A 12,375-nucleotide genomic window follows, 5' to 3' on the forward strand; every position below is an offset into this window, starting at 1 on the left:
TTCCACGGCGGCGGGGAAGCGGAATTATCCCGCTCGGATCCACACTAAACTGGAATGGTGACATCCGAGGATCAGCCGGCCACTTCGGCGCCGGTACCTACCACCCTAGCCAATCGTTACGGGGGCCAAAAGCGCGCCCTCTCCCCCAAAGCCAGGCGGATCACCGGAATCGCTGCACTCGCTACCGGGATCGGTTTCATGGCGTGGATTTCAGCGTCCCTGAACACCGAGACCGTAACGTTCAAGGACATCGGCTACAGCACCACGGACGCAACCCAGGCGGAGATCGATTTCCAGGTCACCAAGGAGCCGGGAACCGCCGTCAAATGTGCGGTCAAGGCCCTTGATTCCAAGTTCGCCGTGGTCGGCTGGAAAGTTCTGGACATTGGTCCGAATCCCGCGGATGCCACCGCCGACGGAGGCCGCACCACAGCCCATCGTGCCGTGGTGCGCACTGAGTCCCTCTCTGTTTCCGGCGTCGTGGACAGCTGCTGGATTCCGGAAGCGAACAAGTAGCCGGCCGCAGTTTCCGCCAGGGATCGGGCCGCCCGCTGTGACACCCGCCTGTGACCCACACCGCAAGCCTTCTTTGGTTTGTCCACTGCATTGACTACAATGGACCAATACCTTCACCCCGCTGAGCTGGTTACTGAGTCCCACAAGTGGCCACCGTGGCGGGGTCTTTGCTTGTTTGACCGCAAACTTGTTAGACCACCAAAAAGGAGAAGTCCGTGTCTACCACCAACAGCGCAACTGCAGCTTGGCTTACCCAGGAAGCTTTTGACCGCCTGAAGGCAGAGCTGGACCACCTCTCCGGCGCCGGCCGGGCGGAAATCGTCCAGAAGATCGAAGCTGCACGCCAGGAAGGCGACCTCAAGGAAAACGGCGGCTACCACGCCGCCAAAGAGGAGCAGGGCAAGATCGAAGCCCGGATCCGCCAGCTCACTGTCCTGCTCCGGGATGCCCACGTCGGCGAGTCGCCGGCTGACGACGGGATCGTCGAGCCCGGGATGATCGTCGTCGCGAAGATCGCCGGCGACGAGGAGACCTTCCTGCTCGGCTCCCGCGAGATCGCGGGCGACTCGGATCTTGATGTCTTCAGCGAAAAGTCCCCCCTTGGCTCCGCCATCGTGGGCCACAAGGAGGGCGACAAGCTCAGCTACACTGCCCCGAACGGCAAGGACATCTCGGTGGAGATCATCTCTGCCAAGCCGTACGCAGGCTAGAAGCGGGACTCCGGCGCCGCTGCTCCGGAACCACTGCAAAGACGTTAACGCACGACGCCGGCAGTCCCCTCCGCGGGGACGGTCGGCGTCGTGCGTTGTGCCTTATCTCTCCGCCGCCCCGCGCTGCTGCGGAAGCCCGCGGCGCTTCAGCAGCATCGCGGCGGCGACGCCGCCCAGCGCGCCGCCCAGGTGTGCCTGCCAGGAAACGAAACCTGCGACGCTGGGGAGGATGCCGAACAGGATTCCGCCATAGCTGAGGAACAGGACAACTGAAAGTGCCACGTGCCACCAGTTGCGGTTGAAGAAGCCGCGGACCAGCAGGAAGGCGAAAAGGCCGAAGACCAGGCCCGAAGCGCCCACAGTGATGCCCCAGCCGCCGATCAGCCACACCGCCAGGCCGGAGCCGAACCAGCTGAGGGCCACCGCCGTCAGGAAAACCCTGAGACCGGACATAAAAACCAGGAAGCCAAAGACGATCAGCGGCAGCGCGTTGGACGCCACGTGGCCCAGGTTCGCGTGGAACAGGGGAAACGTGAGGATGTCCAGTAGTCCATCCGCGCTCCGCGGCCGGAGGCCGAACGTCCTGTTCAGGGCATGGAAGGTGGCTGCATTGACCAGCTCGATCCCGAACAGGAGAACGACGAACAGCCCCGTGACCAGCAGCCCGCCCTGCGCACGGGCGGCAGGCGTTTGCCTTGTTTGCGGTCGGCCCCCCGGAACGTCCAGCATCGTGAGCCCTAGTGGACCACGATCGGCTGGAAACCTTCGGCACGGAGCGCTCCGAGGACCTTCTCGCAGTGCTCGTGGCCTTTGGTTTCCAGGTTCACCGTGATGGAGACGTCACCCATGCTGATGGAACCGCCCACCCGGGTGTGGTCCAGGCCCGTGACGTTGGCGTCGTTCTCTGCGATGATCCGGGCGATGGTGGCCAGCGAACCGGGGCGGTCGTCCAGCATCATGCGGACTGTCATGTAGCGGCCTGCCGCGGAGAGACCCCGCTGGATCACCTTCAGCATCAGCATCGGATCGATGTTGCCGCCGGAAAGGATGACAGCCGTGGTCCCGGGATTCTCGATCTTGCCGTCCATCAGGGCGGCGACGCCGACGGCACCGGCGGGCTCCACCACCATCTTGGCGCGTTCGAGCAGGAAAATCAGGGCCCGGGCGAGCGAATCCTCGCTGACGGTCACCACGTCGTCCACGAGTTCCCGAATGATGCTGAACGGCAGCTGCCCCGGACGGCCCACGGCGATGCCGTCCGCCATGGTGGAGACCTTCTTCAAGGGCACCAAGGCGTCAGCAGCGAGGGACGGCGGGTAGGCTGCGGCGTTCTCGGCCTGGACGCCGATGATCCGGATGTCCCGGCCCAGCTCCCGGGCCCTCGCCTTTACCGCAACGGCCACGCCTGCAAGGAGACCGCCGCCGCCGACACCCATCAGGATGGTGTCAACGTGGGGCACCTGTTCCAGGATCTCCAGCCCCACGGTGCCCTGGCCGGCCACCACGTCCACGTTATCGAAGGGGTGGACAAAAACGGCGCCGGTTTCATCAGCGTAGCGCTGGGCTTCGGCTAGAGCTTCGTCGACGTTGTGCCCGTGCAGGATCACTTCGGCCCCGTGGCTGCGGGTGGCGGCGAGCTTGGGCAGCGCCACCCCCAGCGGCATGTAGATGCGCGCCTTGATACCCAGGCTCTTCGCTGCCACCGCGACGCCCTGGGCGTGGTTTCCGGCGGAAGCCGCGACGACGCCGCGCTTTTTCTCGTCGGCCGATAGCTTGGCCATGCGGACATACGCGCCGCGGACCTTGAAGGAGCCCGCGCGCTGGAGGTTTTCGCATTTGAAGAAGACGTCGCCGCCCACCATGGCGCCCAACGCACGCGAGGATTCCACCGGGGTCCGGGTAATAATCCCCTCAAGCAGCTTCTGCGCCTCCAGGACATTGTCCAACGTGACGGGCAGGCTATTGAGGGTTTTCACGAACTAGTCTCCTTTGGGAAATTCGGCTGGGGCGTCCGGGCCGGAATGTCCGGCGGGAGTTCCCGTTGACTGTGCGGCGCCCTTGCCGCGTCCCGGAATCGCACCGGGAAGATAGACATCCTTGAAGGTGTTGTCCTGGCCGGGTCCGGGGTCCCCGGTGGCATCCGGGCCCGCCGTCGCCGGCACCCCTTCATATTCCCACGTTCTGGCAGCTATATATCGAATCGCCGAGTTTGCTACGGCCAGGATGGGCACCGAGAAGAGGGCTCCGGGGATGCCGGCGAGGTAGGAACCGGCTGCCACGGACAGAATAACGGCCACCGGATGCAGTGCCACGGCCTTGCCCATAACGAGCGGCTGCAGGATGTGGCTTTCCAGCTGCTGGACCAGCAGCACGATCCCCAGCATGAACAATGCGTTGACCCAACCGTTGGCCACCAGGGCCAGGAGCACGGCCACGGCCCCGGTCACCAGGGCACCCACGATCGGAATAAAGGATCCGATAAAAACCAAAACTCCCAATGGCAGGGCAAGCGGAACGCCGATGATGGCTGCACCCGCGCCGATTCCCACGGCGTCCACGAAGGCCACGAACATCTGGATGCGCGCATAGCTGACCATGGACGCCCAGCCCCTGCGGCCTGCACCGTTCGTGGCGGCCTGCGCCTTGCGCGGCAGCAGCCGGACCAGGAAACCCCAGATCCGGCCGCCTTCGAGCAGGAAGAAAATCAGGACAAATAACGAGAGGATCAGTCCCGCGGCAAAGTGTCCCGCAGTGCTGCCGAACGAGAGGGCGCCGCTGAGGATGCTGCTGCTGTTGTTCTGGAGTGCGGCCGTTGCCTCCTTCAGGTACTGGTCCATCTGGGCTGCTGTCAGGTGAAGCGGACCTTCCGCCAGCCAGCCCTGGATCTGCTGGATGCCGGTCAGGGCCTCACTCCACAGTTCGCTGAATCCGCGGACGAGCTGCCGTCCCACGAGGGCCAGGGCGCCGGCTATGAGGCCGATGAATCCCAGCACTGTAATGGCCACGGCAGCGCCGTTGGGCAGGCTGTGAGCCCTGAGCCAGCGTGTAATGGGACTCAGCAGGCCGGCGAGCAACGCGGCCACCATCACGGGGATTATCAGAAAGCTGATCTTGCTCAGCAGCCAGATCAGCGCCGCACTGACCAGGAGAATTAGGCCAAGACGCCACGCCCACGAGGCGGCAATCCGCACTCCATAGGGGATGTCCTGGTCCAGTTCACGGTCAGTAAGCACGCGCAAGGGGCCGGCCGGTGCAGCCGCGGCAGCTCCGGAGGCCGGCAACGCCGCGGCAGGCAACGCGGCGGCAGGCAGGTCAACTCCCGTTGGAGGCAGCGCGGCTCCGGCGCGGCCGTCGTTGCGCGCGTCGGGTCTAGGGTCTGGTGCGGCGTCCTTAGCTGGCGTCATAGCCTAATACTTCCCCAGCCCGGCCCCGATGGGAAACCCGGCCGCCGGGCGCCACATGCCTGGGCACAAAGCTAAAGCGAGGCGCTGATGCCCCACGTCATGGTGAACGACTCCCCCGCGGGGAGCCAGCGCAGGCCGTCCCCGCTGTTGAACGCGTTCGCCGCGCCGGTCATGGGTTCAATGGCAACAGCTTTTGCCCTGCCGGGGTACCGGTCGGTGACGAAGACGTGGACATAGCCGCAGCCCTCGTCCTGCCAAAGGCTGACGCTGCGGCCGTCGGACGCCTTGAGCGTCTGGCGGGCAACACCGCCGTCGAACACCAGGTCTGTGAAGGCGACGTCGATGTCCAGTTCGGAAACCGTCCGGCCGCCGCGGAGGTCCGCATCACCACTGACCGGTTCGGAGCTGCGGGGTATGAGCCGTTCATCAGCCACAAGGCGGCTGCCGGCGTGCACGGTAAGGACCAGATCCCCGTCAGGCACTTCGCCCAGCCTGAGATAAGGGTGCGCACCGAGAACGAAGGGGGCGGGCGCCTGGGAATCGTTGACCACGGTCTGGCGGACGACGAGCCCCAGGTCGTCGGCCAGGACATATTGAACGCGGTGCCGGAGCAGGAACGGGTAGCCGTGCTGCGGGAAGATGGCGGCTTCGAGCGTGACTGAAAACTCTGACTCGTCCACGAGCTCATAGGAGGCGTTGCGCAGCAGGCCATGGCTTGCGTTGTTGCGGGATACTTCGGTGATGTCCAGCTGCTGCTTCTTGCCTTCCAGGTACCAGACTCCGTCTTCCACCCGGTTGGCCCAGGGCGCCAGGGTGATGCCCGTGGCGCCCGGCGGGATGGAAGCATCGCCGTATGTTTCCGTCAGCTGAACGCCGCCTCTCTCGTAGAGCCGAAGGCCGGCGGCCAGCTCTGTGACAACGGCCAGTGCATCGCCGCGACGGAGTTCGTACTGCCGGCCGGAGGCATAGCGGCGCGGGCCATGCGGCGTGCTAGGAGTCATGGGCACAACGGTACCTGTTCAGCCTGCGTCCAGACCCACACCCGAGAGGCACAGGACGCAATGTTAACTTTTGTTCGAAAGTCTTTCTTTTTGATCGGTTTGTGGGAGAATTGACCTGCCAGCCGTTCGGCCCGTCGAGGGCTGGGCTCAGATGGCCGACGCCCCGCAAAGGACAACACGCATGACACACATCTCCAGCACCACCCTTGCCGACGGCCGGGAGCTGCTTTATTTTGATGACGCCACGAGCAATGGTGCCCCGGTCGAAGGCGGCACGGTTGATGGTGCACCGGTCGAAGGTGCCACCGTGAAGGGCATCCGCAGGCCCGAGGACTTCCCCGACCGCCGCGAACTGCCGGCCAGGAGCGAACCGGGCGAAGTCAGGTTTGACGCCCTCACCGGTGAGTGGGTCGCCGTGGCCGCGCACCGCCAGAGCCGCACGCACCTTCCTCCGGCGGACCAGTGCCCCATCTGCCCGACGACCACCGCCAACCCCTCCGAGATCCCGGCGCCGGACTACGACGTCGTCGTCTTTGAGAACCGCTTTCCGTCGCTCGGACCGGCGCTTGGAACGGTGCCGGAAACGGCCGGGTGGGGAACCACGGGGAATGCCTTCGGGCGCTGCGAGGTTGTGTCCTTCACGCCGGAGCACACCGGAGCGTTCAGTGGCCTCAGTGAAGTCCGGGCCCGGACCGTGGTGGAGGCCTGGGCCCACCGCACCGGTGCCCTCAACGCACTGCCGGGCATCCGGCAGGTCTTCCCCTTCGAGAACCGCGGTGCGGACATCGGGGTGACCCTTCACCATCCGCACGGCCAAATCTATGCCTACCCGTACGTCACGCCGCGCGCTGCGGTGATGGGGGCAGCGGCCCGGAAGTTCTTCGACGACGCCGACGGCCGGCAGACGCTGACCGGTTCCCTCCTGGGGTCGGAACGCGAAGACGGCAGCCGCATGGTCCTTGAAGGCGAGAACTTCAGCGCCTACGTCCCGTTCGCGGCCCGCTGGCCGCTGGAAGTGCATCTGGTGCCCCACCGGCAGGTGCCGGACCTCGCGGCACTCAGCGGCGAGGAGAAGGACGAACTGGCACATGTGTACCTGGACCTGCTCAAGCGGCTCGATGCCCTTTATCCGACGCCTACGCCTTATATCTCCGCCTGGCACCAGGCCCCGCTCGATGCCATACTCCGGCCGGCCGGCTACCTTCACCTCCAGCTGACCTCCCCCCGCCGTGCGGCGGATAAGCTCAAATATCTGGCCGGCTCCGAAGCGGCAATGGGTGCTTTTATTAACGACACCACCCCGGAGCAGGTGGCGGAGCGGCTGCGCAACGTCACGGTTCCAGCATCAGCACTTAAAGCAATCCCGGAAGGTGCACACGCATGACCGCCCCAACAGGCACCCCCCTCGGCAACGCCGACCTCGAAGCCCGGTTCCAGGACGCCTTCGGCTCCGCCCCGGACGGTATCTGGCAGGCACCGGGACGCGTGAACCTGATCGGCGAGCACACTGACTATAACGACGGCTTCGTGCTCCCGTTCGCCATTGACAAGACAGCCCGGGTGGCGGTCCGGGTCCGCCCCGACTCGACGCTCCGGCTGCTGTCCACCTACGGCGACCAGGGCATGACGACGGCGGACACCGCGGCGCTGGACGGAGGACAGGCCAAAGGCTGGACCAAGTACCCCCTTGGCGTCATCTGGGCGCTGCAGGAGCGGGGCATTGAGGTGCCGGGGCTTGACCTGCTGCTGGATTCCAACGTTCCGCTCGGCGCGGGCCTTTCCTCGTCCCACGCCATTGAGTGCGCCGTCATCTCGGCCCTCAACGAGCTGACCGGGGCGGGGCTCAAGGCCGAGGAAATGGTGCTGGCTACCCAGCGTGCCGAGAACGACTTCGTCGGAGCCCCCACCGGCATCATGGACCAATCGGCTTCGCTGCGCGGGGCCAAGGGCAAGGCTGTCTTCCTCGACTGCCGGGACCAGAGTGTGCGCCTCGTCCCGTTCGAGACGGAGCCGGCCGGGCTGGTCCTGCTGGTGATCGACACCAAACTGTCCCATTCGCACGCCGACGGCGGTTATGCCTCGCGCCGCGCCTCGTGCGAGCTCGGCGCCGAGGTGCTGGGGGTCAAGGCGCTCCGCGACGTCGGCGTGGACGACCTGGACGAAGCCAGCGGCCTCCTGGATGAGGTCACGTTCCGCAGGGTCCGGCACGTCGTCACGGAAAACGACCGCGTCCTGCAGACCGTGGAGCTCCTCGGCTCGGGGGGACCCGGCGCCATTGGATCCCTCCTCGACGCGAGCCACCGTTCCATGCGCGACGACTTCGAGATCTCCTGTCCCGAGCTGGACCTGGCTGTCGACACCTCCCGTGCCAGCGGAGCCCTCGGAGCCCGCATGACGGGCGGCGGTTTTGGCGGCGCCGCGATCGCCCTCACTCCCCTGTCGGCGGAGCAGCAGGTGCGCACCGCCGTCGAGCTGGCCTTTGCCGGCGCGGGATACCGGAAACCTGACATCTTCACCGTCACCCCGGCCGCCGGGGCGATGCGGCTGGTGTAGCGCGGGCGTAGGCTGGGCGCATGTCAGAAGCAGTCATTGTTTCCACTGCCAGAAGCCCAATCGGACGCGCCTTCAAAGGGTCCCTGAAGGACGAGCGGCCGGATGACCTTGCCGCCGCGATGGTCACGGCCGCCCTGGACAAGATCCCGTCCTTCGACCCCCGCCGCGCGGACGGCACGGGCCTGGACGACCTCTACCTGGGCTGTGCCGAGCCGAGCGGTGAAGCTGGTTCCAACATGGCCAGGGTCGTCACTATCCTGACCGGGCTGGACAATGTTCCCGGCGCCACCATCAACAGGTTCTGCGCCTCCAGCCTCCAGACCATCCGCATGGCGTTCCACGCCATCAAGGCCGGCGAGGGTGCCGCGTTCGTGGCTGCCGGCGTCGAGTCCGTGTCGCGGTACCCCAACTGGGCCGGGGCAGGAGAAACCGACGCCGGCACGCACAATCCGCTCTTCGAAGCCGCGCGGCGGCGGACCGAGGCGCGCGCCGCGTCCAACACGCCGTGGACGGACCCGCGGCTCGGCGGACGGATGCCGGATATCTACATCGCGATGGGACAGACCGCGGAAAACGTGGCCACCACGTACGGCATCGGCCGGACCGAGCAGGATGAGTGGGCCGTCCTCAGCCAGAACCGGGCGGAAGCGGCCATCGCCTCAGGATTCTTTGCCCGCGAAATCACCCCGTATACCAGGCGCGACGGCACGTTGGTGGAACGGGACGACTGCCCCCGCCCCGGAGTGACCTTCGAGGGGGTTGCCGCACTCCAGCCGGTGTTCCGCAGCGAAGGAACCGTGACCGCCGGCAATGCGTGTCCGCTCAACGACGGGGCCGCCGCCGTCGTGGTGATGAGCGACGACCGCGCGCGCGACCTGGGACTGGAACCGCTGGCACGGATTGTGTCGACGGCAGCCACGGCGCTTTCCCCGGAACTGATGGGCATGGGGCCGGTCGAGGCAACCCGCCAGGCCCTGGCCCGGGCCGGGCTGGGCATCGGGGACATCGACCTGGTGGAACTGAACGAGGCGTTCGCGGTGCAGGTCGTGGCCAGTGCCAGGGAACTCGGCATCGACCCCTCACGGCTCAATGTTCACGGCGGGGCGATCGCGCTGGGCCATCCGTTCGGCATGACCGGCGCCCGCATGACCACCACCCTGCTGAACGGGCTCCGGGAGCGCGACGCAACGCTGGGCCTGGCGACACTGTGCGTGGGCGGCGGCCAGGGAATGGCAATCGTCTTCGAGCGGCTCAGCTAAACCCCGGGGCACACTTCCCGCGGGCGCCCGTCCGCCCTGCCAATCGAGTTTTTGTCCAGATAATCGCCCCAAAACGGCCCGGAAGTCCCTTGAAGTGGCCAAAAACTCGGGAGGTTTGAGTAGCGGAAGCAGACAGACAAAGAAGGCCCCGCCGGTTGGCGGGGCCTTCTTGCGTTAGTTCACGACGGCGTCGGCCGGCTTTGCGTGCTAGTCGTCGCCGCGGAGGATGGCCAGCAGGCGGATGATCTCCACGTACAGCCACACGAGCGTCACGGTCAGGCCGAACGCGGCGGTCCAGGAGAAGCGCTCCGGGGCGCCGCTGCGGACACCGGCTTCGATGCTGGTGAAGTCCATGATCAGCGAGAAGGCGGCCAGGCCGATCGCCAGCAGGCCGATAAAGACGCCGAGCGGTATTCCGAAGATTTCAAAACTGGTGCGCAGGCCGAACGGCTCCTGTACCGCGCCGGTCATCACCATCACCATGTTGATCAGCGAGAAGACCGCGTAGCCGATAATCGCGATCATGAAGAAGCGCATCGCCTTCGGGGTGGCCCGGACCTTCCCGCTCTTGAAGAGCAGCAGTGTCACACCGAACACGGACAGCGTGCCGATGACGGCCTGGAGTCCGACGCCCGGGTAAAGCCCGTCGAGGACGCGGGTCAGCCCGCCGAGGAAGAGTCCTTCCAAGCCGGCATAGGCCAGGATCAGCGCCGGCGAGGGCTGCTTCTTGAACGTGTTGACGAGGGCGAGCACGAAGCCGCCCAGCGCGCCGACGATCATTAGAAGTGAGGCCAGCGACATGCTTATAAAGAGCGTGACTGCCGCGCCGGCCATCAGAACGCCGAGGCAGGCCGCGGTCTTCATGATGACGTCGTCGAACGTCATCCGCCCGGTTTCGACCGGGCCGGCTGCGGGACGGTTGTACATCTGCTGCAGCTGGTCGTGGGTCATGTTCTGCTGCTGGGCCATCCAGCCGCCCTGCGCGTCCATGACCTGCCCGGGGGCGCGTCCCGGAACTTGGCCGTACGGATTCTGGCCGTAAGGGTTCTGGCCATATTGCGCCTGCGGAACAGGCGGTGCCTGGGTGGCTCCACGGAAATTCTTTCCGTTGAAGATCGGGTTTCCGCCAAGTGCCATTGCGGGTGTCCTCCAAATAAAGGGGGTGGGTGGTGATCCTTATAGTTCAAGCTACCAATTCTCACGCTCGGTGGGCAGGGATAGTTCCCCCACGGAGCCACCCGAGACCCAACCGTGACATGGGCGGGAACACGCGCGCCATGGCTGGAAGGAGCATGGGCGAACGGAATGTTAAGGAACACGCACACTCAACAAAAGTTTTCTTTAGCTGAACTGAATTGTTTCTCAGGCACCGCTACATGGTTGTTATCCGATCGCTATCTTAGGCGCCGCTACACAGCGCTTCTTTGGTGTCGGCTGGCTGTAACATAAGCCAAGCAGGGTGACCAACATCACAAGATGCTCGGTTTGTCTACCGCGTATTTGGCGCCACGATCGGTCTCCTGTTCCGTTCGCAGAGGTTGTAAAGGCGCAACCCACACCACCCCCATGTGGAGGTTATCAATTTGAGAAGTACACCGAGAGGCCTGTCGCACAGACGGCGCGGCGGATTGCTGAAGACGCTGGGGGCTGTCTTTGCCGCCGTTGTCGCAATTCTGCTCGTTGTTGCCCCGGCATCGCAGGCCACTACTCCTTCGCCGACACCATCCCCGTCGAACCAGCAGTTCCAAAACAGCATCAGCGGCTTCCTCCGTGACGATGCACGCGCACCCATCGCTGACGTTACGATCACCGCCAAAAGCGGTGATTTCACCGGGACCGCAAAATCAGGCGCCAACGGCTCGTGGACCATCGGAGTTCCGGTCCAGGGCACCTATGAGGTGGAGCTGGACGAATCCACCCTTCCCGAAGGAATCAAGCTGGCCGAAGGCCAAGAAAACCCACGCACCGTCACCTTCAGCCAGACCTCCAATCTCTCGGTGATCTTCGCCTTCGGCAAAGGCATCGTTGTCCAGCAACAGGACTTCGGCCAGAACCTTCTCAACAGGCTCGTAGCCGGCCTCAGCTTCGGCCTGCTCCTGGCGCTCGCGTCCGTCGGACTCTCGCTCATCTTCGGAACCACCGGGCTCACCAACTTTGCCCACGGCGAAATGGTGACGTTCGGCGCGGTCCTGGTCTTCGTCTTCAATGCCATGAGCCTTCCGTTCTGGCTGGCGATTGTCCTGGCCCTGCTGGGCGGCGGCCTCTTCGGCTACGTCCAGGACGCCGGCCTCTGGAAGCCGTTGCGGCGGCGCGGGACCGGCTTGGTCCCGATGATGATCGTCAGCATCGGGCTCGCACTGGCAGTCCGCTACGTCATCCAGTTCTACTTCGGCGGAGCCACCCAGCAGCTGCCGTACGCACAAAGCGCTGAAATCCAGATCGGGCCGGTCTCCATCTCGCCCAACAATCTTTGGTCCCTCATCATCAGTGCCATTGTGATCGCCCTGATCGGGATCATCCTGCTCAAGACCCGGCTCGGCAAGGCAACACGTGCAGTGGCCGATAACCCGGCCCTTGCGGCGGCCTCAGGCATCGACGTGGACAACGTGATCCGCATTGTCTGGGTTGCCGGCGGCATGCTGGCGTCCCTGGGCGGCATCCTCTGGGCGTACTACCGGCCCGGCGTGACGTTCGACATGGGTTCACAAATCCTGCTGCTGATCTTCGCGGGCGTGACCCTGGGCGGGCTGGGCACCGTCTTTGGCGCACTGATCGGATCCGTCATCGTCGGCATCTTCGTGGAGCTGACCACCGTGTTCGGCCTCGCCGCCGACCTCAAATATGTGGGAGCACTGTTCATCATGATTGTTGTCCTCTTGTTCCGGCCGCAGGGCATCCTGGGCCGTCGCGAGCGCGTGGGTTAGGAGACAGC

The 12,375-nt window shown here is 65.2% G+C and carries 11 protein-coding genes; 6 read left to right on the plus strand and 5 right to left on the minus strand.

Going from position 1 to position 12,375, the window contains the following annotated elements; translation table 11 throughout:
- Positions 1-57: 57 nt before the first annotated feature.
- Both J7I92_RS09865 and greA read left to right on the plus strand, forming a co-directional pair.
- Positions 58-516, plus strand: a complete 459-nt coding sequence (locus J7I92_RS09865; RefSeq protein WP_214839946.1) for a DUF4307 domain-containing protein — start codon at positions 58-60, stop codon at positions 514-516.
- 215 nt (positions 517-731) lie between these two features.
- Positions 732-1,226 carry a transcription elongation factor GreA gene (gene greA / locus J7I92_RS09870; protein WP_214839947.1) on the plus strand — a complete coding sequence of 165 codons (495 nt, stop codon included), beginning with the start codon at positions 732-734 and terminating at the stop codon, positions 1,224-1,226.
- A gap of 102 nt (positions 1,227-1,328) precedes the next feature.
- Here greA and J7I92_RS09875 read toward each other — a convergent pair whose 3' ends face one another.
- The 4 genes from J7I92_RS09875 to J7I92_RS09890 all read right to left on the minus strand — a co-directional run bounded on the left by J7I92_RS09875 (position 1,329) and on the right by J7I92_RS09890 (position 5,631).
- Entirely contained in the window at positions 1,329-1,955 is a 627-nt protein-coding gene (locus J7I92_RS09875) for a rhomboid family intramembrane serine protease (RefSeq protein ID WP_214839948.1), read from the minus strand.
- 8 nt (positions 1,956-1,963) lie between these two features.
- Positions 1,964-3,202 (minus strand): threonine ammonia-lyase, encoded by a 1,239-nt coding sequence (ilvA, locus tag J7I92_RS09880; protein WP_214839949.1) that lies wholly within the window; start codon positions 3,200-3,202, stop codon positions 1,964-1,966.
- 3 nt (positions 3,203-3,205) lie between these two features.
- Positions 3,206-4,630, minus strand: coding sequence for an AI-2E family transporter (locus J7I92_RS09885; RefSeq protein ID WP_214839950.1), 1,425 nt, complete (start codon positions 4,628-4,630; stop codon positions 3,206-3,208).
- A gap of 71 nt (positions 4,631-4,701) precedes the next feature.
- Positions 4,702-5,631 (minus strand): aldose 1-epimerase family protein, encoded by a 930-nt coding sequence (locus J7I92_RS09890; RefSeq protein ID WP_214839952.1) that lies wholly within the window; start codon positions 5,629-5,631, stop codon positions 4,702-4,704.
- Positions 5,632-5,812: 181 nt separating this feature from the next.
- Here J7I92_RS09890 and galT point away from each other — a divergent pair, with 181 nt between their 5' ends.
- The 3 genes from galT to J7I92_RS09905 are packed head-to-tail and all read left to right on the plus strand — an operon-like array spanning position 5,813 to position 9,443.
- Positions 5,813-7,015: a galactose-1-phosphate uridylyltransferase gene (galT, locus tag J7I92_RS09895; protein WP_214839954.1), complete on the plus strand. Its 1,203-nt coding sequence runs from the start codon at positions 5,813-5,815 to the stop codon at positions 7,013-7,015.
- A complete protein-coding gene (gene galK, locus J7I92_RS09900) occupies positions 7,012-8,184 on the plus strand; it encodes a galactokinase (protein WP_214839956.1) in 1,173 nt (390 codons plus the stop codon). The genes galT and galK overlap by 4 nt, the downstream gene beginning before the upstream one ends.
- A 20-nt stretch (positions 8,185-8,204) precedes the next feature.
- Positions 8,205-9,443, plus strand: coding sequence for an acetyl-CoA C-acetyltransferase (locus tag J7I92_RS09905; RefSeq protein WP_214839958.1), 1,239 nt, complete (start codon positions 8,205-8,207; stop codon positions 9,441-9,443).
- Between the two features lie 207 nt (positions 9,444-9,650).
- Here J7I92_RS09905 and J7I92_RS09910 read toward each other — a convergent pair whose 3' ends face one another.
- Positions 9,651-10,580, minus strand: a complete 930-nt coding sequence (locus J7I92_RS09910) for a Bax inhibitor-1/YccA family protein (RefSeq protein WP_214839960.1) — start codon at positions 10,578-10,580, stop codon at positions 9,651-9,653.
- A gap of 491 nt (positions 10,581-11,071) precedes the next feature.
- Between J7I92_RS09910 and J7I92_RS09915 the strand changes: the two genes are divergently transcribed.
- Positions 11,072-12,367, plus strand: coding sequence for a branched-chain amino acid ABC transporter permease (locus J7I92_RS09915; RefSeq protein ID WP_251039682.1), 1,296 nt, complete (start codon positions 11,072-11,074; stop codon positions 12,365-12,367).
- Positions 12,368-12,375 lie beyond the last annotated feature (8 nt).

The organism is Arthrobacter sp. ISL-72 (assembly GCF_018613755.1).
In the GTDB taxonomy this organism is placed as follows: Bacteria; Actinomycetota; Actinomycetes; order Actinomycetales; family Micrococcaceae; genus Arthrobacter.

What these genes read in the sequence shown, in the direction of transcription:
- J7I92_RS09875 (WP_214839948.1), bottom strand. Translation starts at nt 1,955, where the DNA reads ATGCTGGACGTTCCGGGGGGCCGACCGCAAACAAGGCAAACGCCTGCC.
- J7I92_RS09885 (WP_214839950.1), bottom strand. Translation starts at nt 4,630, where the DNA reads ATGACGCCAGCTAAGGACGCCGCACCAGACCCTAGACCCGACGCGCGC.
- J7I92_RS09890 (WP_214839952.1), bottom strand. Translation starts at nt 5,631, where the DNA reads ATGACTCCTAGCACGCCGCATGGCCCGCGCCGCTATGCCTCCGGCCGG.
- galT (WP_214839954.1), top strand. Translation starts at nt 5,813, where the DNA reads ATGACACACATCTCCAGCACCACCCTTGCCGACGGCCGGGAGCTGCTT.
- galK (WP_214839956.1), top strand. Translation starts at nt 7,012, where the DNA reads ATGACCGCCCCAACAGGCACCCCCCTCGGCAACGCCGACCTCGAAGCC.
- J7I92_RS09905 (WP_214839958.1), top strand. Translation starts at nt 8,205, where the DNA reads ATGTCAGAAGCAGTCATTGTTTCCACTGCCAGAAGCCCAATCGGACGC.
- J7I92_RS09910 (WP_214839960.1), bottom strand. Translation starts at nt 10,580, where the DNA reads ATGGCACTTGGCGGAAACCCGATCTTCAACGGAAAGAATTTCCGTGGA.